The organism is Enterobacter cloacae complex sp. 2024EL-00214 (assembly GCF_043945575.1).
Lineage (GTDB): Bacteria > Pseudomonadota > Gammaproteobacteria > Enterobacterales > Enterobacteriaceae > Enterobacter > Enterobacter cloacae_P.
On record NZ_JBIMRC010000004.1, the window covers coordinates 184,072 to 205,496 of the forward strand.

Sequence of the window (21,425 nt, forward strand, 5' to 3'; positions counted from 1 at the left end):
GAGCATGCCTCGTTGTTAGCGCAGTCTGAACAGACTCTTAGTTTGCCAGAGCCAGCACCGCGCGGGCTGTCGTCTCTTCCGTCACCAGGCCATTGATACGGCGACCTTTCAGTGCGGCATAAATCGCATCGGCTTTCTCTTCCCCTCCGGCCACGCCAACGATGATGGGCAACTGTGCCAGTTCATCGAGCGTGACGCCGAGTAATTCACGGTGGATCTCCAGCTCCTCAACGCATTCCCCTTCGGCATTGAGGAAATAACCGAGGATGTCACCCACGGCCCCTTTGCGGGCGTACATCAGCTGCTCACCTTCACTGATATAGCCAGAGCGTAAAATGGTGGCATCCCGGCGCTGGTTTACAGAACCAATTCCCACCACCGCGACATCGGCGGCGGTTGCTGCGAGGATCACATCCCGTACGCTGGTTTCTTGTTTTAAGATCCCGGCAACGGAAGCGGATGAGACGCGCAGCGGGGCGGGGATCATGCTGACGCTACAGGCCGCATCCAGTTGACCAATACCGGTCATATACGGCCCCACGCCGCCGGAAAGCGTCACAAGGCGGATCTGCTGTGAGCTAATAAAGCCGCTTAAGTGCTGCAGGCTGCTCATGGTGGTTTCACCAAATCCCACGGCCAGGAGCTGACCGGGTTCCAGTACGCCCATCAGCGACTGTGCCGCACCAATGCCTAACCGCACGTTCATCGGCGGGGTGTTCAGCGCGGGCATCACGCGCACCAGCTTCAGGCCAAAGCGTTGTTGAAGCTCAGTTTCCAGCGCCAGACAACCCTCGTAGCGGGAGTTGATCTGCACGCGGATCACCCCGGACTGGCGTCCTTTCTCCAGCAGGCGGGAGATCTTCAGACGCGGCAGGCCGAGCCGCTCGCCAATGTCGTTCTGGGTCAGCCCATCGTGGTAGTAACACCACGCCACGCGGGCAACCAGCTCCTCTTCTGCCAGTGCCAGCCCGGCAAACCGACCGTCTTCCGCAGTGCGTTTATCGCTCATATGTGAACTCTTATAAAAATTTAGATCATATGTTCGTGATGGCGCGGGGGGAAAGTGTGAGCCACGCGACAAAACGGATCTTTTAGATTGTTCCAGGTTTATCTGAATCTTAATCGATAAAACTGTGATCCCTGCACGGTTGTAAATATAGTTCACCGTCTACGCTTTTGAACAATATTAAATCTAAAAATCATTTGTTCAATAGCGGAGCGATGATGACGCCACTTCTCGAAGCACGTGATATCTGCAAGCAGTTCTCTGGCGTGCCGGTCTTAAAAGGCATTGATTTCACGCTGCGTGCGGGTCAGGTGCATGCGCTGATGGGCGGTAACGGTGCGGGAAAATCGACGTTGATGAAGATAATCGCCGGCGTAGAGACCGCGGACAACGGTGAACTTTCGGTCGAAGGCCAGTCATTTGCGCGCCTCAGCCCGGGGCAGGCACACAAGCTGGGCATTTACCTGGTACCGCAGGAGCCGCTGTTGTTTCCCAACCTGACAGTGCGGGAAAACATTCTTTTCCGCCTGCCGCGTGAAAACGGGGTGGATAAACGGCTGGCGGAGAAACTCCAGCAGTTACAGTGCCAGATCGGTCTTGATGCCACCGCCAGCACCCTGGAAGTGGCGGATCAACAGATGGTGGAGATCCTGCGTGGGTTGATGCGCAATGCGAAGATCCTGATCCTTGACGAACCCACGGCGTCGCTCACGCCAGGCGAAACCGAAAGACTGTTTCGCCAGATCCGCGCCCTGCAGGAACTTGGCGTCGGCATTGTCTTTATCTCGCATAAGTTGCCGGAGATCCGCACGCTTTCGAGCCACGTCTCAGTGATGCGCGACGGAGCTGTGGTGCTCAGTGGTGAAACCGCACAGTTTGACGATAGCGCCCTGATTGCCGCCATGACGCCGGTGAGCCGGGAAAAGGGGTTAAGCGACGCGCAAAAACTGTGGCTGTCGCTGCCGGGCAACCGCCGCACCCAGCCGCAGGATTTTCCGGTGCTGCGCGTGGAAGATCTGACCGGGGAAGGGTTTATCGATATTAATCTGGAAATCTATGCCGGGGAGATCGTTGGCCTTGCCGGGCTGGTGGGATCCGGGCGCACCGAGTTTGCTGAAACCCTCTACGGTCTGCGCCCGGTGCGCGGTGGACGGGTCTGGCTGGAGAATCAGGAGATCACCCATGCTCCCGTTTTTTTACGGCTGGATAAAGGACTGGTCTACCTGCCGGAAGACAGGCAGGTTTCTGGCTTGTTCCTGGACGCGCCTATCCGCTGGAACACCGTGGCGCTGAATGAACCGTCCATCTGGCAGCAGCGCAAACGGGAGTCTGCGGTGGTGGAGCGCTATCACCGGGCACTGGGGATCAAGCTCAACCATGCGGATCAAACCGTGCGCACGCTCTCCGGCGGTAACCAGCAAAAGGTGCTGCTGGCGCGCTGTCTGGAGGCCAATCCGCTGCTGTTGATCGTCGATGAACCGACGCGCGGCGTGGATGTGTCGGCGCGCGCTGATATCTATCAACTGATCAAAAGCGTGGCGGCGCAAAACGTAGCGGTACTGATGATCTCAAGCGATCTTGATGAGTTTCCTGGCCTGGCAGACCGTGTATTAGTGATGCATCAGGGCGTACTCAGCGGCGAACTGCCGCGCCACGCCGTCAGCCTTGATCGGATGATGGCGCTGGCGTTCGGAGGGCAATCATGAAGACCTTGCTGAAAAACCGTGAGCTGAGCGCCTTTCTGGCGATCCTCGCGCTGTTCGCCGTGCTGGTGGCGCTGAACCCGGCTTATTTCAGTCTGCAAACGCTGGGGATGATCTTTGCCAGCTCGCAAATCCTGATCCTGCTGGCGCTCGGTGCTGCGCTGGTGATGCTGACCCGCAATATTGATGTTTCCGTTGGTTCCACCGTTGGGCTGTCTGCCATTGCCGTCGGTGTGGCACTCAACAGTGGTTACAGCTTGCCGGTGGCAATGCTCTTTGCGTTATCTGTTGGCGCGCTGGCGGGGGCATTCAACGGTTTTCTGGTGGTGGGGCTGCGCATTCCGGCGATTGTCGCCACGCTCGGTACGCTGGGGCTGTACCGCGGGGTGATGCTGCTCTGGACAGGCGGGAAGTGGATTGAAGGGTTACCGTCGGGGCTGAAATCTCTCTCCGTTCCTGCCGTCGCCGGTATTTCGCCACTCGGTATGGTGGTGTTGTTTTTAACCGCCGTCGGCGTGTGGATGCTGTCGCGAACCGCGTTCGGGCGGGATTTCTACGCCGTCGGGGATAACCTCACTGCCGCGCGACAGCTCGGCGTGGCGGTGAACCGTACGCGGATGATCGCATTTACGCTAAACGGCATGCTGGCGGCCTGCGCCGGGATTGTCTTTGCCTCGCAGATTGGCTTTGTGCCCAACCAGACCGGCAGCGGGCTGGAGATGAAAGCCATTGCCGCCTGCGTGCTGGGGGGGATCTCGCTGCTGGGCGGCACCGGCACGCTCGTCGGCGCGTTCCTCGGGGCGTTTTTCCTGACCCAAATCGATACCGTGCTGGTGCTGTTTAAACTCCCGGCCTGGTGGAATGACTTTATCGCCGGGCTGGTGTTACTGGGCGTGCTGGTGCTCGACGGACGCCTGCGTCAGGCCCTGGCACGGCATCAACGGGCGCTGAAATACGGCCGCTTCCAGCCGGGTAACAAAGGGGGAAAGCACGTCACCCCGTTTCCCAAACGCAAAAAAGAGGTGGCGTAAATGAAGCTTAACTGGGAAAGCGCGCTGCTGGTGTTACTGGTGCTGGAGATCCTGCTTTTTGGAGCCATTAACCCGCGCATGCTCGACATCAACATGCTGCTGTTCAGTACCAGTGATTTTATCTGCATCGGCATTGTGGCGCTGCCGCTTACGCTTGTGATCATCAGCGGTGGGATAGACATATCCCTCGGCTCAACCATTGGCCTGTGTGCCATTGCGCTGGGGGTGATGATGCAGGCGGGCTGGCCGATGGCGGTGGCGATTCCGCTGACGTTGCTGCTGGGCCTGCTGTGCGGGCTGGTTAACGCGGCGCTTATTCATTACACCGGCGTCAGCCCTCTGGTTATCACCCTTGGCACGCTCTACCTCTACGGCGGTGGAGCGCTGCTGCTCTCCGGCATGGCAGGGGCGACAGGCTATGAGGGCATTGGTGGCTTCCCGGACAGCTTTACCGCCTTCGCCAACCTCACCGTTTTTGGTCTGCCAGTCCCGCTGGTGCTGTTTGCGGTCATTACCGTCTTCTTCTGGCTGATAACCCACCGCGGGCGCTTTGGCCGCCACCTGTTTTTGATTGGACAAAACCCGCGTGCAGCTCGCTATGCGGCGCTGTCGGTGAACGGTATGCCTTATGTGCTGTATGGCCTGGTGGGTGTGGCTTCAGCGATAGCTGCGCTGGTGATGGTCTCTTATTTCGGTTCGGCGCGTTCGGATTTGGGGCGCGATTTACTCATGCCTGCACTCACTGCCGCCGTGCTCGGCGGGGCGAATATCTACGGCGGTTCAGGTTCGGTTATGGGAACTGCACTGGCGGCGCTGCTGGTGGGGTACCTGCAACAGGGTTTACAGATGGTCGGCATCCCCAACCAGGTGTCGAGCGCGCTGTCAGGGGCGCTGTTGGTTGTGGTGGTGATGGGACGTTCGCTGAGTCTGCACCGTGAATGGGTGCGCAATTTCTTCCTCAAAACTACCCGGAGCGTAAGATGAAAACAAAACTGATAGTCCTGGCGATGGCGCTCAGCTTCGCGTCGGCACAGGCGGCAGACCGCATTGCCTTTATCCCGAAGCTGGTGGGCGTGGGCTTCTTCACCAGCGGGGGCAACGGCGCGAAAGAGGCGGGTAAAACGTTGGGCGCAGACGTCACCTATGATGGCCCGACTGAGCCAAGCGTCTCCGGCCAGGTGCAGCTTATCAACAACTTCGTCAACCAGGGCTATAACGCCATTATCGTCTCCGCCGTGTCGCCGGATGGCCTCTGCCCGGCGCTCAAACGCGCGATGCAGCGTGGTGTGAAGGTGCTGACCTGGGACTCCGACACCAAACCGGAGTGCCGCAGTATTTACATCAACCAGGGCACCCCGGAACAGCTCGGCGGCCTGTTGGTTGATATGGCCGGAAAACAGGTCACCAAACCGAATGCCAAAGTCGCGTTCTTCTACTCAAGCCCCACCGTCACCGACCAGAACCAGTGGGTAAAAGAGGCGAAAGCCAAAATCGAGAAAGAGCATCCCCAGTGGCAAATTGTCACCACCCAGTTTGGCTATAACGATGCCACCAAATCCCTGCAAACTGCCGAAGGGATCTTAAAAGCGTACCCGGATCTGGATGCGATCATCGCCCCGGATGCCAACGCCCTGCCAGCGGCAGCGCAGGCGGCGGAAAACCTGAAGCGTGAAGGGGTGGCGATTGTCGGGTTCAGTACCCCTAACGTGATGCGTCCGTACGTAGAGCGCGGCACGGTGAAAGCCTTCGGCCTGTGGGATGTGGTGCAACAGGGCAAAATTGCGGTCAATGTCGCCGATCATTTATTGAAAAAAGGCGATCTTAACGTTGGCGACAGCGTGGAGGTCAACGATATCGGTACGCTGAAGGTCGAGCCGAACAGTGTGCAGGGCTACCAGTATGAGGCGAAGGGCAACGGCATTGTGCTGCTGCCAGAGCGCGTGGTGTTCACCAAAGAGAACATCAACCAATACGATTTCTGACGGGGGAGCAAATGGCTGATTTAGACGACATCAAAGACGGCAAAGATTTTGGCATCGGCACACCGCAGCAAAACGTGCCGTACACCCTGAAGGGCTGCGGCTCGCTGGACTGGGGCATGCAGTCCAGACTTTCGCGCATCTTCAACCCGAAAAGCAACCGCACGGTGATGCTGGCTTTTGACCACGGTTACTTTCAGGGGCCGACTACCGGCCTTGAGCGTATTGATCTCTCGATTGCCCCGCTGTTTGGCGAAACCGATGTGCTGATGTGTACCCGTGGCATTCTGCGAAGCACTGTGCCGGCTGCCACCAACAAACCGGTGGTGCTGCGCGCGTCCGGCGGTAACTCGATCTTAGGCGAACTGTCCAACGAGTGCGTGGCGGTGGCGATGGAAGATGCTCTACGTCTGAACGTCTGTGCGGTGGCGGCGCAGGTGTACATCGGCAGTGAGTTCGAGCATCAGTCGATCAACAACATCATCAAGCTGGTGGACGCCGGGGCACGTTACGGTATGCCGACGCTGGCGGTCACAGGCGTGGGTAAAGAGATGGCGCGCGACGCACGGTATTTCTCGCTCGCCAGCCGTATCGCCGCCGAAATGGGGGCGCAGTTCGTCAAAACCTATTATGTGGACGAGGGCTTTGAAAAAGTCACCGCCAGCTGTCCGGTGCCGATTGTGATCGCCGGAGGCAAAAAACTACCGGAGCACGAGGCGCTGGAGATGTGCTTCCGTGCGATTGATCAAGGGGCATCTGGCGTGGATATGGGGCGCAATATCTTCCAGTCCAGCGCGCCACTCGCCATGCTAAAAGCGGTGAAAAAAGTGGTTCACGAGAACATGAGCGCGCGGGAAGCGTTCCAGTTCTGGCAGGAAGAAAAACAGGGAGAAGCAAAATGAATGTGACGTTAGTGGAGATCAACATCAAACCCGAACGGGTGGACGAGTTTCTGGAGGTGTTTCGCGCCAATCATGAAGGGGCGATCCAGGAGCCGGGAAACCTGCGTTTCGACGTGTTGCAGGACCCGCGCGTGAAAACCCGGTTCTTTATCTACGAAGCCTATAAAGACGAAGAGGCGGTGCTGGCACACAAGAAAACGCCGCACTATCTGGCGTGCGTGGATAAGCTTGAGCAGTTGATGTCGGAGCCGCGCAAAAAACGCAGTTTTGTGGGGCTATTGCCGGAGTAACGGACTGTCGGGTGTTTTTGCACGATCGGTTAAACTCCCCCTCGCATGGAGGGGGAGTAGATATTACGCTTCTTCCACGCTCACCCTTAGTGCTGCCAGCGCTTTACGCGCCGCTTTCAGCACCTGCTCACACTGCTCAATCGTCAGCGTCAGCGGTGGCTCAATACGAATGGTTTTTGAGTTGTTGAGCGTACCGGCGACCAGCACCCGCTGGCGGAACATCTCGCTCGCAAAGCTGTAGCCGATTTCGTTATCGACAAACTCAATCGCCATCAACATCCCTCTGCCGCGTGCGTCCTGGACCAGATCCGGGTATTCACGGCCCAACTGGCGGAAGCCATCCAGCAGCATGTCGCCTTTCTGCTCTGCCTGCGCAGGCAGGTTTTGCTCCAGCAGCACGTTGATGGTCGCCAGCGCAGCCGCACAGGCCAGCGGGTTACCGCCGAAGGTGGTGGTGTGCAGGAACGGGTTGTCAAACAGCACCGAGAACACCTCTTCGGTGGCGATCGTTGCGCCAATCGGCATCACGCCGCCGCCGAGCGCTTTCGCCAGGCACAGAATGTCTGGCTGGACGTTCTCATGCTCGCAGGCAAACATCTTGCCGGTGCGTCCCATCCCGGTCTGTACTTCATCCAGGATCAGCAGTACGCCAAACTCATCGCACAGCTGACGCACGGCAGGGAGATAGCCATGTGGCGGCAGGATCACGCCACCTTCACCCTGAATTGGCTCCAGCAGCACCGCCGCTACGTCGTCGCCGGTCTTACGGCATTCGCTCAGCATGGTACGCAGGGCGCTGATGTCGCCAAACGGCACGTGGCGGAAGCCCGGCAGCAGCGGCATAAACGGTTTGCGGAAAGCGGATTTGGCGGTAGCCGACAGTGCGCCCAACGATTTACCGTGGAACGCGCCGCTGGTGGCGATAAAGGTGAATTTCCCGCGCGGCGACTGGTACGCTTTGGCGAGTTTTATCGCCGCTTCGACCGATTCCGTGCCGCTGTTGCTAAAGAAGCTGTATTTCAGTTTGCCGGGCGTTAACGCCGCCAGCGTTTTCGCGAGCATGGCGCGAAGCGGGTCGAGCAGTTCCTGGCTATGAAGAGGTTGTTTCGCAAGTTGATTCTGTACGGCGGAAACCACAACTGGATTACGGTGCCCCACGTTGAAGATACCAAAACCACCCAGGCAATCGATAAATTCCTGTCCCTGGGTGTCGACAAGCGTATTCAGACTCCCCGCTTGCCACTCTACGGCTCCGTAATCCCCGCCGGCGGTAACAGATTTGCGATATTCCAAAAACCCTGGATTGACATGCTCTTTAAAGTAATCGATGACCTCTCGGTTAAGTTGTTTCATCTCCTCATGATCAAGCGTTCGCTTCTCAATGAGATTCAGTGCGTGCGCGGTACAGGCAAGAGCCGAGGCGCTGGAAGGTAACCTGTTCAAAATGTGCTCCCGGGGATCGCGTATCACATGATACTGGTTTAAGTATTGCAGGGATTACGCCACCTCATCTGACTTAACGAAAATCGGGATAAACGCCAGGTTAAAATTATGTTACGCAATATTTAATCATGCCGATGTAACCGAAACGGGATTAAGCGACAGAGGGAAGGGAGAAAGGTTTTGCGCCAGATTTCGTCAATTGCACTGGGGTGGTGCAAGGCATGCTTCTTAAGTGGGCGTAAACAGGTCATGCTTCATAGGTAATTTCTCTGTGAAAGTATTTGAAATCAATAGATTAAGAAAGCGTACAAAAAGTGCGGTTTAACTGAAATTTGCGACCTTCATCATATTTAACAACTAAAGATAAATTCGTTATCGCCGAAAAAACAATAAACCACAAAATTAACATTCGAATAACCTGCAAGGGATGCCCACAATGTCCTCTCCTTCTTATGTCACCCAGAATGAATATCCTCTGGATGATGACACCACCTTAATGTCCACCACCGACATCCACAGCTACATTACCCATGCCAACGACACCTTTGTGCAGGTGAGTGGCTATTCACTCAAGGAACTGCTCGGGCAGCCGCATAATCTGGTGCGTCATCCCGATATGCCAAAAGCGGCCTTTGCCGATATGTGGTACACGCTACAGAAGGGCGAGCCCTGGAGTGGGATTGTCAAAAACTGCCGTAAAAATGGCGATCACTACTGGGTGCGTGCGAACGCTGTGCCGATGGTACGCCACGGGCAGGTAACGGGTTATATGTCGATTCGCACGAAAGCGACGGCAGACGAGATTGCAACCGTAGAGCCGCTGTATAAAGCGCTGAATGAGGGGCGCTGTAAAAAACGCATTCATAAAGGGCTGGTGATCCGTAAAGGCTGGCTCGGTAAGTTACCGGCGATGCCGCTGCGCTGGCGGGTACGCAGCGTGATGGCGGTGCTCTTTGCGGCGCTCGCTGCCACGCTGGTGGCAGATGCTGCAGGCTGGGCTCCGCTCGCGGCTTGTGCCGTGGTGATGTTGCTGGGCACTTTGCTGTTCGAACAGCAAATTGTCCGCCCGATAGAAAACGTGGCGCGTCAGGCGCTGAAGGTGGCGACGGGAGAGCGTAACAGCGTGCAGCACCTGAACCGCAGCGATGAGCTGGGGCTCACCCTGCGTGCGGTCGGGCAGTTAGGGCTGATGTGCCGCTGGTTAATCAATGATGTGTCAAGCCAGGTGGTGAGCGTGCGCGATGGCAGCGACAGGCTGGCGCAGGGCAACGAAGATCTTAACGACCGCACGCGTCAGACCGTCGCTAACGTGCAGCAGACCGTTGCGACGATGAACCAGATGGCCGCCTCGGTACAAAGTAACTCTGAAACTGCCGCCGAAGTAGACAAGCTCTCAATGGCCGCCAGCAGCGCGGCGACAAAGGGCGGGAATGCGATGCAAACCGTGGTGAAAACGATGGATGATATCGCCGACAGCACGCAGCGGATTGGTTCGATTACTTCGCTGATCAACGACATTGCTTTCCAGACCAACATTCTGGCGCTGAATGCAGCGGTTGAGGCGGCAAGGGCTGGTGAGCAGGGTAAAGGCTTTGCGGTGGTGGCAGGTGAAGTTCGCCATCTTGCCAGCCGTAGCGCCAGTGCGGCCAACGATATTCGTAAGCTGATTGATGCCAGCGCCAACAAGGTCCAGTCTGGCTCCGATCAGGTGTATGCGGCAGGCCGTACAATGGACGATATCGTTGAGCAGGTGAAAAACGTCACTCAGCTTATCGCGCAGATTAGTCACGCGACGTCCGAGCAGGCAACCGGGTTGTCGGAATTAACCCGTGCAGTGGCCGAGCTGGACAGTATCACGCAGAAAAATGCTGACCTGGTGGAGGAAAGCGCGCAGATCTCCGCGATGGTGAAGCACCGTGCCGGGCGTCTTGAGGATGCGGTAACCGTACTTTATTGAGTCAGTAATGTTCCAGAAAAGCCGCTTGTTCCATTCGGAATAAGCGGCTTTATTATTTTGTGTGGTTGTAATTATTATTAATGTTTATTGTTAATGAATTATTAAATAACTAAAGAAATTAACTGAGTTATTTATTCCCGCCTAAGTCAGTTTTCCATGATGCAATTTCAGAAACACCCTGTCTGATGGTCACATAACGATCGATGCGCGTAAATTAATAGCCTTAACTTATCAATAAGAATGATTGTGAAATAAAAAAACGATCAAAGTCATAAAGTTAGGTTGTTAGTTACCGATAACGGAGATCGTCTTAGAAATAATCACATCGATGGAGTAAATATGTTCTTATCTAACGTAAAAATCGGCACGAAATTATTTCTGGCGTTTGGGTTCTTTATTGTCCTGATGGTGGTGAGTGCAAGTTTATCCCTGTTCAGTTTGCACAGGGCAAACACCGGGATGCAATCCATCATTACCAGCGATTATCCGACTACGGTAAAAGCGAACCAGTTAATTGACAACTTCCAGGAATTTATTGGCACTCAGCAGCTCATGTTACTGGACGAGCAGGGTGCGTACACCGCGCAGTCACAGCAGCGTCTGAAAGAGATCAGCGAGCACATTACGGTCATCCTGGGCGAACTGAACAACGCACTGCACGATGAAAAATCACAGCAGGTTCTGGCGGATATTCGTGGGGTGCGTCAGCAGTATCTTGATTCGCGCTACCGCATTTTGCAGGCGGTGCAGAATAACGATCGTGCAGGGGCCATCAGAGAGATGATGACCAATACCCTCAACCTGCAACAGGCCTATAAAGCGAAGGTGCAGGCGCTGATTGAGATTCAAAACAACGAGATGCAAAGCGCAGGTACGCAGGTGGACGGTGATTTCAGAACCAGCCGCCTGTTGCTGATCCTTATCACCCTCTTCAGCGTGGTGGCTGGCAGCCTGATTGGCTGGTTTATTGTGCGCGCGATTACCCGTCCGCTGGACCAGGCCGTGAATTTTGCACAGGCCATTGCCGATGGCGATCTGACCGGCAGCATGACGTCGCACGGTAAAGATGAAACGGGCCTTCTGCTGCATGCGCTGATGGAGATGAAAACTCGCCTTCTGGAGATTGTGCAACAGGTGCAAACCGGCTCGGAGAACATCTCAAGTGCCGCCGCACAGATTGTTGCGGGTAACCAGGATCTGGCTGCGCGCACGGAAGAGCAGGCAAGTTCTGTGGAACAGACCGCCGCTTCAATGGAACAGATCACCGCGACGGTGAAAAACACGGCATCCCATACCGGGGAAGCGACGCATCTCTCGGCAGATGCCGCCACTGTGGTGAAGAACAACGGTGAGATGATGAAGCAGGTGACCAGCAAAATGCGCCTGATTAATGAGACATCGAACCGAATGTCCGACATTATCGACCTGATCGATGCCATCGCCTTCCAGACCAACATTCTGGCGCTTAACGCGGCGGTAGAAGCAGCGCGTGCAGGTGAGCACGGCCGTGGTTTTGCGGTCGTGGCGGGTGAAGTTCGCCAGCTGGCGCAGAAGAGCGCCTCATCTGCCAGTGAAATCCGCCAGCTGATTGAGAACTCGACCAGCCAGACGCAGGACGGGATGAACCTGGTGGAGAAAGCCAGTGGCCTGATTAACGGAATGGTCGGTAACGTGGAAGAGATGGACGTTATCCTGCGTGAGATCCGCCAGGCGAGCCATGAGCAGACGGAAGGTATCTCGCAGATTAACAGCGCAATTGGCCTGATTGATGCTACCACTCAGCAGAACTCCGCCCTGGTGGAGGAGTCTGTTGCAGCGGCGGCATCACTGAACGAGCAGGCACTGCACCTGAAAGAGCTGGTACGTGTCTTCCGCGTGAGCGAACGCGTGCTGGCTTAATCCAGCTGGGAGATCTCCAGCGCCGCACGGTCGATCACGCCGATGATCTGCTTAAGCTGCGCGTCGCTGAGCTCTCCCTGATTGACCTTCAGGTCCAGCACCGCTTTGAAGTTATCCAGTGCCCGCTTCATCTGCGGGTTTTTACGCAACTGAAAGCCGACGCAGCGTGCTTTGATACGCACCTGAATGTGTTCCAGCTGTTCGTGGTGTTCATCCAGCCAGCGCTGCCCGGCGACGGTAATCGCAATTTTCTTGCGGCCGTTTTCTTCTTCCGTAATGGTGATAAACGTCTGATCCTGCAAGAAATCCAGGGTCGGGTAGATCACGCCAGGACTCGGGGTGTAATTCCCCTGAGTCATGTTCTCAATCTCTTTGATTAACTCGTAACCGTGGCTCGCATTACGGGTCAGGATATCCAGAATCACCAGACGCAGTTCGCCGTGGCCAAAAAAGCGCTGTCGGCGTCCGCCACCTTCGTGTTCGTGTCGCATGTTATTTCTCTTTAAATGATATATCTAAACTATATCTAAGATATATTTAGATGCAATCTAAAAATTCTTGCATTCTGTCTGGATAGCAATCATTATCATTTAAAATCTATTTCGATATATCGTATTCACCCGAAAAAGGTACACAAATGATATCAACCCGCTACCCACAACGTGTTCGTAATGACCTGCGCTTTCGCGAGCTGAATGTGCTCCGCGTTGAGCGCGTAAGTCCTGGTTTCCAGCGTATTGTTTTAGGTGGAGAAGCGCTGGAAGGCTTTAGCTCTCGCGGTTTTGACGACCACGTCAAAGTCTTTTTCCCGGCCCCAGGCACAACCTTTGTTCCACCCGTTGTCACCGATGACGGTATTGACTGGGGTGACGGCGTACGTCCGCAGACGCGCGACTATACGCCGCTGTACGACGAGGTGAATCAGGAGCTGGTGCTGGATTTCTTCGTTCATGATGGTGGGATCGCCAGCCACTGGGCCGTAGAGGCAAACGTGGGTGACAGGCTGACTATCGGGGGGCCGCGCGGTTCGCTGGTGGTACCGGAAGATTACGCCTGGCAGCTGTATGTGTGCGACGAGTCCGGCATGCCCGCGCTACGCCGCCGTTTAGAAAGCATGGCAAAACAGCCTGTGCGCCCGGAAATTCATGCGGTGGTGACTGTCGGCGACGGATCTTACAAGGACTATCTGGCGCATCTGAGCGACGTTAATATCACCTGGATTGTCGGCCACAGCGAGCAGGCGGTGTCTGACCATCTGGCGGTGCTGACTGTACCCGGGGAAGATTACTTTATCTGGCTTACCGGAGAAGGGAAGGTTGTGAAAAACCTGAGTCGTCGGTTTGAGAGCGATGCTATCGACCCGCAATTAGTGCGTGCCAGCGCATACTGGCACGCCAAATAATCAGGCTGCTGAATCCAGCTGCGCTTCGTTCACCTGGTGTTCGAGCGAGGCGCGGACGTCGTACAGCGCTTTCTCCTGCTGAGCAAAATAGGCTTCCATATTGCTCAGCGATGAAACCAGCAGCCAGGATTCCTCTTTCTCAAGTTCTGCCAGCTCATTCACCAGGATGTCGATTTGCTCGCGAACCTGCGCCATTTTTTTGCGGATACGCTCCAGATCGTTCAGCCTGTCGCTCGCCATCAGTGGCTCAAAGCCCTGCTGCAGACGTGCCACCAGTGAGCGGATAGCTTTCACATCTCCGCGCTGTTTCGCCTGGTTGAGCTGCACCATCATCGTGTTGGCTTCTTCTTTCAGATCGTCCGCAACCAGGTCCGGGTGGCACAGTTTGCTCGCCTGACGCCAGAGGCGTTTCAGCTCGTTCTGATCGTCTTCCGAAAGGTTCTTTCCTTTACGCAGACGAATTTCGGCGTCGTGGTGCTGCTCGCGGTATTTCTCGTACTCTTCGTTGGCATCGTCACGTGCCTGGCGTGCCGGCTCTTCTTCGCGCGTGAGCCCGCTTTCCAGCTCCAGCGCTTCGGCCAGCAGGTTGGCGATCAGATTGCTTTGCTGTTGCAGGTGCTTGCGTGCCTCAGCGGCTTGCACGGAGTCGGCAGGCAGGTCGCGCCAGCGTTGGGTGAGCGTTGCCAGTACTTCCACCGCCTGCGCCATATAGAGCTGGCAGCGACGGTAATCCTCTTCCCGGCGACGTGCCTCTGCCTGCTGACGACGCAGGTTTAGCTCGGCAAGCTGCTTACGCAGGGCGAGGATCTGCTGCATCAGCGGCCCGAGGCGGGAGAAATAGAGATCGTTGAACTCATCAAGCTGTTGTACCCGCGCATTGCGGCGGTCAATCAGATCGCGCAGACGCTCTTCCAGTGCTTTAAGCTCCAGTTTGCTGGCCGCCACCTGTGGGTCACGCCATTGTGTAATGGCGCGCTGGCTCTGTAGCCAGGCGGTGATGGCCGCAATGGCTGCGGTATAGTTTTTCTGCTCAAGCGCCACGACGATTGCCTGTAGCTCATCGTCAAACGCTTCATTTTTCAGCCGTGTCAGCTGGCTCTGGATGATGTCGTCATCTTCCAGTTCAATGGCATTTTTAATGATTTCTAGCCGTTTGATCGGTGTGCTCATGATGCCTTTCGCTTTGGCGCTTAAGTATTTGAGTTAAGGTTAGTTGTTGTAAAAGCTACAGGAAATAATACACACGGATGATGATCGGCGCGATGGGGGATTTCTTTAGTTTTTAGGGTTTGTGAAGATAAGAGAGGTTTGTCGCGATCCTTCTGGAAGGAGGTGTGTGGAACGACTATCGGGAGACTTACAGAGCTTTATCCGCTATTGACGGAGTTTAGCTCTTTTGAGTGCTCATTTTTTATTCTTAATTTGGCTTTTTCATTAATTTATTTTCGATAGGTTGGCTTTTTTTATTGTTTTTCAGATTTCGTTTGAAATTGGTCTACTGCATACCAACTTCATGATGAGAACTTTATTCAGGTGAATAAAGGCTTATCTCAGAGGCATGTCATGAAAATAAAAAACTTAAATAACACAACTGGTAAGGTATGTAGTTGCGATTCTTGGCTAAAACATTGGGAGAATATTTCCGGACAAGAAAGTTCATCTTGCGGCAACCAGGATTGCTTTAATATGGCTGAAGTTGGTGGACATGTGAAGAAATGTGATGAGGATGATAATTCACACTACATCGTGCCGTTGTGTAAAACCTGTAACAGCAGTAGCAATGTCGATGAATTTGAATTATGGAGCCGCTATACGTTGGTTTCAGCTGCCAGTACGTCGTGTGTGAAGCGTTCTGCTGCTTAGTTTTTATCCACCAGGTATTCACTTTATTAAATTTTGCCTGAAGGTAAGGTGAGGGTTAAAACCTGGCGCATATAGTTAAATGTTATCACTCTGAATTATTTGCCGGGATCCCCGGCTTTTTTTCGTCCTGGGACCGGGCAAACAGATCAATATCGATCATTCAGACTTTCCGCTGGAGGAAGCCGGATAAACCGCGTTCCTAAAAGATACGCGCAAACTCGCCATTTATCGCACCCTCTGCACCTTCCGTATCGCGCACCACTGAAACTGTACCCGACAAGCCGCAACAGACAACCGTTGCAGTAGTCTCACCATCTCCTTATATCAAACGCATCAATCAAAACAGATCGCGCCAACAGCGAGGCGCTGTGCGCGTCACAGCATGGCAAAAATAATCTTTCTCAGACAAAAATCGCACTACACCGCACCCGCCTGCGGTTTTTGGATCGTATAAATTTTTCAGTTTTATTTTTCTTCAAACCAGACAGTCAGCCCGCGCCATTACTGGGAGCTTTGCGGAAAACCAGAACTGAAAAGATTGAAAAGAATTTCAGTGATTTTCAGTTTTGAAAACCTTTGGAGGATCTGGCGAAATTCGTAACTAACAGATAATTAAGTGTTTTTTAGTTTTAACGTGAGTTTGGACGGATCAATTTACGTAAGATAAGCGAGAAATGACAAAGCTACGAATCCATAATTGGCGCGGGTTTGGACTGATATCAGTATTTTAAAAATGCATGAAAAATGTATCAGTATTGTTCGAATAAAAATGGGTACAATTCACTAAGCAAAGCCTGATAATAATCAAGAAGCAAAACTAATTTTCATTACACGATAGTAAGCCACATCTTTATGAAATCGTATCCAGATTACATCCAGGTTGAGAATTGAATATTCTATTTCTAATTAGTACCTTATCGCTGTAAATTAATACAATGTTGGGAATTTTGGTTACAGTAAATGCAAAGTATTAAAAAATGGTGGGCAGTCCTGGCTGTAGTGGCATCTACCTTGTTCATGGTAGCAACTATGGATTCTAAGCAACTCATTGATAACTATCGTCTTGCTAAAGAGTGGGTTGTGTCTAGTCCAACGCTTGAAGGCTCATGGTCCTCCTCTTATCCAGAAGAAGATTTTGAAGGCTTGTCTGAAAATAAGTGGATTGAATCGCCAGAACAAACAGTTGTTGAAGTTTCTGTTAACGGAAGTGATGTTTCCGGAATCATATCAACGCCTCAGATTAGAGAGTTCATCGATAATACCCCTCAAATGGTAGATTACTTTATGTTTGAGGGGCATCGAACATTGTTCAGCCACTCCTTTGAAGCAAGAGTCTTTGAATACATTGGCGGTCACAAATATATTTTTGCCGAATTAAGTTTTACCCTTGAAGGTGGGCGGCTTTTGATGGCTGATCAAAGTCCCGGAAAGAGTAAATTCGTGCCCCCAGAAGCGGCGCTCCTAAAGCGGTCAGAAACATCATTTGACGAGCGCTTGCAACCTCATCTTGATGGCTATGCAGAGGAAAAGGGGAAAAAAATCATTCCTATGATTAAAAAGCTTCAGCAGGAAAATCAGAGGAATGGTGATGGAGGCGCTGATAAATGAGCTTGTTGCGGTATCTACTGCGACACTTTTGTGACACTTGTATATGCAAGAACAAAAAAACACTCTATCTAGTGGCTTAATTATATGATTTTAAATCTAAAATTTGGTGGTCCCTGCTGGGCTTGAACCAGCGACCAAGCGATTATGAGTTTTAGGTGATATACCTCACTATTTTCACCTTTCGTTGTAAAACAAGCAGTTGCAGTCACAGCAAACTCCCCATATTGACCTAAAATTACCCATTATTCCCCCTGTAAGGTATCCCCGAAGTATCCCCGGGATTTTAGGCCAAAAAATATGCGCTCTTTTAGGTTCACCAAATCATTGATTAATGAGCTGGAGATCCCCGTTCAGGGGAAAAGGTATGAATACGCCGATGCGTTGCTTCATGGATTGCGTATCCCCGGCCAGACTGATGGAGCACGCGCAGCGGCAGCAATATGCCGCAATAACTGCCAGAAGATGTTTTGTATAAAACGTGGTTCAGATAATCTGGAACATTAAGCATTAATATTCACCCTGTATATTTTGGGGTTCAATTAATTAGTTAATTAAATATGATCAAAAAATGCTTATTTTATATTGGGAGTACATATCCGTAGTAGAATTATTTGATTTTTAATTAACTGGAATTAAATGGATTTTATATGAACCAGCAATACACCAATGAATTAACGCCAGAAATTAAAGCTCAGCTGGATACGTCACCATTCACAGCGGAAGAAATTGCCGCAATGGATGATGAAGCGCGCGCGATAATCGCAGAAGGCAGGGAACTGGAACGTAAGCACCCTGTGATTGCAATCTTGCGCATAGCAACGGAAGGAAGTGTTACCCGGCACGGGGGGATCGTTGCTCCTCTGGAACGTGAATCAAAGCTACTGCTTGATAATGGCAAATACGCCAGTATTGCCACAGCGGGTGACCTGGTGATTTATCAGGACGGAAGTACCGCCAGCATAAGAACCAGTGCAGGCAGGGCCAGCATGTATAAAGGGATCTGCGTGGCGCTGGTGGGTAGCGTGCTTGATAACGACGATGAAATTATCAGTACCCCGCAGGGCCACACCTATCTGGTAACGCGTGAAGGGATTGCATCAGGGGATGATTTTCTGACAGTTACCGGAGAGTAACGTATGGGATACCGAACAAAAGTGATGGGGCGGGGTCTGGCACGTCACGGGGATAAAACTTCAACGGGAGCAACATGCATTGGTTCGCTGCCGAACGTCAATGAGCACGAACTCAGTGTCGTCCGGGTGGGAGACAAAACCACACCCTGTAAAATATGTGGTAAGGCGGGAACCGTTATTGATGGCATTGAAAATGTGACATTCCACGGTGCAGCCGCGGCAGTTGACCGGTCAAACGTTCAGTGTGGATGCCAGCCAGGTACAAATTACATTATTGCCCCGGCGGGTGAGTGGCTGGGCAGTGATGCATCGCCGGAACAGGAGGTGGCTGAAAAGTACGCCGCCATGCTGGCTGGCGGCCGGGACTGGAATGAAAGTCGCAGACAGCAAGAGGTGGTAGGCGACCGTGTATTTGCAAAATCCTGCCTGCGTGGTGTGGGGTGTACCGATGCAGGAGACCAGCGCGAACCGCACACCAACTTTGCGGATATGGCATTTTATCAGGTCATCCCCACCAGCGAGCCAGCAACCGATTCCGGTACCCCTCAGCACGCACAGACAGCCAGAAAGAAACCTGGAGCAGACCAGCAAAGAACAAATTACCAGACAGCCGTTGCCGCTATTACTGCCGTTGCACGCGCCCAGACGGTCGCAGAAGGGGAAAGCGCACTTGAATTGATAGCGGGCAGGGCGCTGACATATGGCACCTGGGCGGTGCGTGGTGTAGCCGGGCTGGGTGAGGTGGCCGCTGCTGGCGCTGGTGCATCCGTGGCCGGGCTGCTGGTGGGAATGTATCCAGGCCGCACGAACGACGGCGAACAGGACTTTATTGATCGCATGCGTCTAGAGCAGATGCGTGAAGCCCCAAGCCGTGTTCGTTATACGTGGGAGAACGACAGCCGGGGGAACCCGGTACCGCATGGATGGCACACGCCGCCTGGCCGGGATAGTGTGCGCGTCAGAAAAATGGAGTACGACAGCAGCGCGCAGGCGTACACCTTCACCACCGAGGAAGAACCGCGCATAACCATCGTCTGGACGCCTGACCGAACGGGTGAAGAAAAACCGTGGAATACCGGCAACCAGGTGCGGCCAGTGCTGCCGAACCCGGTGGTTGTTGACCCGCTACCGGATAACACCGGCATAACAGCCACCACCAGCCCGGTACCGGAGGAAAAGAGTTTCGCGGATTACATCCTGATCCTGCCGTTCCCTGACCTGCCGCCGATATATATTTATCTGAGCAAGCCGCCGGTCGAGTTTCTGGAAGTCGAGCTATACAGTGACTTTAAACGCCGTTCGCGCCAGGGTAAATATGAGGCGGATCACATGCCGTCTGCTGCTGCTGTTAAAACCTATCTCCGCAGGGAATATCCACATTTGAAAGAAACGGAGATTCAGGAGCTTTCTTTACAGGTGGCGGCAATCGTCGTGCCTAAAGATGTACATCAAAAAATCAGTGAAACTTACGGCGGACGTAATACCGCGGCTCAAATTGAGCTAGATTCACAGAATTTACGGGCGGCAGCGAATCGTAATTTGGATGCTCTTAAGCCAGAACAAAAATGCACACGCTGAACAGCCAGCAAGGATTATACAAATGACAGTAAATATAGAAGCTCTTATACGTAATCTTGGTAGGAGCTACAAAGATTTAGTTCAGGAAGAAATAATCACCTACAAAAGTGATCTTAAGGGGGCTGCGGGAGACCCCGTGTTACTGTTGCCAATGGCGAAAGAGGGCGTTTTTTTAGCATTCATTCGAGAAGGAAGAATACTGAAAGAAATTACGTTGTCTATTCAGCGTCAAGATTCAGTGGGGTGGGTATTCCCGAATGAGCTCCCTTCACCGTTGCAGCCAATCATGTCACGCGTCTGGATTCATCACACATTTGGTGAGCCCGAAGGAACCGTTCCCCCCGGAATCATAATGAATCGCACTTACGGATGGGTTGAAAAGTACACTGTAGGAGGCTTTCACACAGCAATTACAATGCAGATAAATTACGATCCAGATGAGATGGTAAAAGATGTAGCTTTTATTCTGACATCAGAGCTTCGCTGGTAAATCCTACACAAGCCCCGGAAGGGCTGACGGCTCCCCATAAATAAAGACAGGCATAGAAGGTTGTGATCTACTTAGTGTCACTCCTCTATGCCTGCTTCACAAGTCTGCCATAAATTTTTCAACCAGTCCCTGAACTCGCTTCATCAGTATCGTAAAAAAGCCCTTCTCGATATGACTGTTGCACTCACTCGCGGTGCCTCACTGTCACTCACCAGCATTGGCCGATATGGCGAGAGCCTATCGAAACATCATCATGGTGTATTGATGATGTTTCTGGGGATCCCTCAGCCCGGAAGGGGCTTTTTGTGCATTCACTTCACTGCAAGAATTACAGCCAGAATCCCCAATAAGGCCGATACAGAACAGCGTGAGCTGATCAGCCGGGAAACGACTATTAAGGCCACGGATAAAGTCACGGTGCTGGGGACATCCATGCTGATGGCCGGAGCCATTCAGCAGGTATGTACGGGTGATTACAGCCAGGCGGCAAATAACCGCGTGGCCAGTATTGGTGGCAATGATGAAACCGATATTGCCGGGAGCAAATCAGTTACAACAGGTAAAGACCTGATCGAGAAAATTGGCCGGATACGCAAAAGCGTGGCAGCTGCGCAGCAGCAAATTATTGCCCCGGTGGTCTGGATTGGCTCTGGTTCTATCAACGTGGCACAGCTGATGCTTGACACTCTCGACGTGGTAAAAGAGCTGGCAGAGCAGACGGCAAGCCACACACACAGCAATACAGGATCGCCGACCAACGCAGGAGCAATCCGGAGCACCGGAGCGAAAGCGGATACGCTGAACGGGAAATACTCCCCAGTGATTGGCAAGTAAATAATCACAAACCAAAGCCCGCGCAAGCGGGTTTTTTTATGCCTTCTATCTCATGCCGGGGTCGATGCCCGGCTGGTCAATTTACGTGGCTGCACCATACGCCACCAGTGACGCTATACCGCGTTCACCATCTCCTTATATCAAACCGCATCAATCAAAACAGATCGCACCAACAGCGAGGCACTGAGCGCGTCACAGCATGACAAAAATAATCTTTCTCAGACAAAAATCGCACTACACCGCACCCGCCTGCGGTTTTTGGATCATAAAAATTTTTCAGTTTTATTTTTCTTCAAACCAGACAGTC

General features: G+C 53.1%; 18 protein-coding genes and 2 pseudogenes. 16 read left to right on the forward strand and 4 right to left on the reverse strand.

Annotated elements, in window-relative coordinates; genetic code table 11:
* Positions 1-37 precede the first annotated feature (37 nt).
* On the reverse strand, positions 38-1,009 hold the full coding sequence (gene lsrR, locus ACHHZ6_RS06535; protein WP_182272702.1) for a transcriptional regulator LsrR: 972 nt from the start codon (positions 1,007-1,009) through the stop codon (positions 38-40).
* 215 nt (positions 1,010-1,224) lie between these two features.
* Between lsrR and lsrA the strand changes: the two genes are divergently transcribed.
* Genes lsrA through lsrG form a run of 6 tightly spaced genes read left to right on the forward strand, consistent with a single transcriptional unit; the run spans position 1,225 to position 6,911 of the window.
* A complete protein-coding gene (gene lsrA, locus ACHHZ6_RS06540; protein ID WP_182274575.1) occupies positions 1,225-2,712 on the forward strand; it encodes an autoinducer 2 ABC transporter ATP-binding protein LsrA in 1,488 nt (495 codons plus the stop codon).
* Positions 2,709-3,740 carry an autoinducer 2 ABC transporter permease LsrC gene (gene lsrC / locus ACHHZ6_RS06545; protein WP_182918979.1) on the forward strand — a complete coding sequence of 344 codons (1,032 nt, stop codon included), beginning with the start codon at positions 2,709-2,711 and terminating at the stop codon, positions 3,738-3,740. Before lsrA ends, lsrC begins: the two co-directional genes overlap by 4 nt.
* The gene (lsrD, locus tag ACHHZ6_RS06550; RefSeq protein ID WP_182272700.1) at positions 3,741-4,724 is read left to right on the forward strand and encodes an autoinducer 2 ABC transporter permease LsrD; all 984 of its coding nucleotides are present in this window, start codon (positions 3,741-3,743) and stop codon (positions 4,722-4,724) included.
* Entirely contained in the window at positions 4,721-5,722 is a 1,002-nt protein-coding gene (lsrB, locus tag ACHHZ6_RS06555; RefSeq protein WP_182918978.1) for an autoinducer 2 ABC transporter substrate-binding protein LsrB, read from the forward strand. Before lsrD ends, lsrB begins: the two co-directional genes overlap by 4 nt.
* An 11-nt stretch (positions 5,723-5,733) precedes the next feature.
* Complete coding sequence (lsrF, locus tag ACHHZ6_RS06560; RefSeq protein WP_182272698.1) at positions 5,734-6,621, forward strand: 3-hydroxy-5-phosphonooxypentane-2,4-dione thiolase; 888 nt, start codon at positions 5,734-5,736, stop codon at positions 6,619-6,621.
* Entirely contained in the window at positions 6,618-6,911 is a 294-nt protein-coding gene (lsrG, locus tag ACHHZ6_RS06565) for a (4S)-4-hydroxy-5-phosphonooxypentane-2,3-dione isomerase (protein WP_182272697.1), read from the forward strand. The genes lsrF and lsrG overlap by 4 nt, the downstream gene beginning before the upstream one ends.
* A 63-nt stretch (positions 6,912-6,974) precedes the next feature.
* Here the strand turns inward: lsrG and ygjG are convergent, their stop codons facing one another.
* Positions 6,975-8,354, reverse strand: coding sequence for a putrescine aminotransferase (gene ygjG / locus ACHHZ6_RS06570; protein ID WP_182272694.1), 1,380 nt, complete (start codon positions 8,352-8,354; stop codon positions 6,975-6,977).
* Positions 8,355-8,790: 436 nt separating this feature from the next.
* Here ygjG and ACHHZ6_RS06575 point away from each other — a divergent pair, with 436 nt between their 5' ends.
* Both ACHHZ6_RS06575 and ACHHZ6_RS06580 read left to right on the forward strand, forming a co-directional pair.
* Positions 8,791-10,311: a PAS domain-containing methyl-accepting chemotaxis protein gene (locus ACHHZ6_RS06575; protein WP_182272693.1), complete on the forward strand. Its 1,521-nt coding sequence runs from the start codon at positions 8,791-8,793 to the stop codon at positions 10,309-10,311.
* 339 nt (positions 10,312-10,650) lie between these two features.
* Positions 10,651-12,210 (forward strand): methyl-accepting chemotaxis protein, encoded by a 1,560-nt coding sequence (locus ACHHZ6_RS06580; protein WP_395121938.1) that lies wholly within the window; start codon positions 10,651-10,653, stop codon positions 12,208-12,210.
* On the opposite strand, the gene ACHHZ6_RS06585 is transcribed toward ACHHZ6_RS06580, so the two are convergent.
* Positions 12,207-12,701 carry a PadR family transcriptional regulator gene (locus ACHHZ6_RS06585; RefSeq protein WP_395121939.1) on the reverse strand — a complete coding sequence of 165 codons (495 nt, stop codon included), beginning with the start codon at positions 12,699-12,701 and terminating at the stop codon, positions 12,207-12,209. The genes ACHHZ6_RS06580 and ACHHZ6_RS06585 overlap by 4 nt on opposite strands.
* A 146-nt stretch (positions 12,702-12,847) precedes the next feature.
* Between ACHHZ6_RS06585 and ACHHZ6_RS06590 the strand changes: the two genes are divergently transcribed.
* Positions 12,848-13,612, forward strand: a complete 765-nt coding sequence (locus ACHHZ6_RS06590; protein WP_196390520.1) for a siderophore-interacting protein — start codon at positions 12,848-12,850, stop codon at positions 13,610-13,612.
* Here ACHHZ6_RS06590 and ACHHZ6_RS06595 read toward each other — a convergent pair whose 3' ends face one another.
* On the reverse strand, positions 13,613-14,782 hold the full coding sequence (locus ACHHZ6_RS06595; protein ID WP_182272689.1) for a DNA repair protein: 1,170 nt from the start codon (positions 14,780-14,782) through the stop codon (positions 13,613-13,615).
* 393 nt (positions 14,783-15,175) lie between these two features.
* Between ACHHZ6_RS06595 and ACHHZ6_RS06600 the strand changes: the two genes are divergently transcribed.
* The 7 genes and pseudogenes from ACHHZ6_RS06600 to ACHHZ6_RS06630 all read left to right on the forward strand — a co-directional run.
* Positions 15,176-15,475 carry a hypothetical protein gene (locus ACHHZ6_RS06600; RefSeq protein WP_182272688.1) on the forward strand — a complete coding sequence of 100 codons (300 nt, stop codon included), beginning with the start codon at positions 15,176-15,178 and terminating at the stop codon, positions 15,473-15,475.
* Between the two features lie 960 nt (positions 15,476-16,435).
* Positions 16,436-17,083 carry a hypothetical protein gene (locus tag ACHHZ6_RS06605; RefSeq protein ID WP_196390517.1) on the forward strand — a complete coding sequence of 216 codons (648 nt, stop codon included), beginning with the start codon at positions 16,436-16,438 and terminating at the stop codon, positions 17,081-17,083.
* A 647-nt stretch (positions 17,084-17,730) separates the two neighbouring features.
* Positions 17,731-18,216 (forward strand): hypothetical protein, encoded by a 486-nt coding sequence (locus tag ACHHZ6_RS06610; protein WP_196390516.1) that lies wholly within the window; start codon positions 17,731-17,733, stop codon positions 18,214-18,216.
* 3 nt (positions 18,217-18,219) lie between these two features.
* Positions 18,220-19,794 carry an S-type pyocin domain-containing protein gene (locus tag ACHHZ6_RS06615; RefSeq protein WP_395121942.1) on the forward strand — a complete coding sequence of 525 codons (1,575 nt, stop codon included), beginning with the start codon at positions 18,220-18,222 and terminating at the stop codon, positions 19,792-19,794.
* Positions 19,795-19,816: 22 nt separating this feature from the next.
* Positions 19,817-20,284 (forward strand): DUF6392 family protein, encoded by a 468-nt coding sequence (locus ACHHZ6_RS06620; protein ID WP_395121944.1) that lies wholly within the window; start codon positions 19,817-19,819, stop codon positions 20,282-20,284.
* Between the two features lie 87 nt (positions 20,285-20,371).
* Positions 20,372-20,569: pseudogene (locus ACHHZ6_RS06625) on the forward strand (IS4 family transposase); the annotation flags it as partial.
* A 63-nt stretch (positions 20,570-20,632) separates the two neighbouring features.
* Positions 20,633-21,118: pseudogene (locus tag ACHHZ6_RS06630) on the forward strand (hypothetical protein); the annotation flags it as partial.
* Positions 21,119-21,425 lie beyond the last annotated feature (307 nt).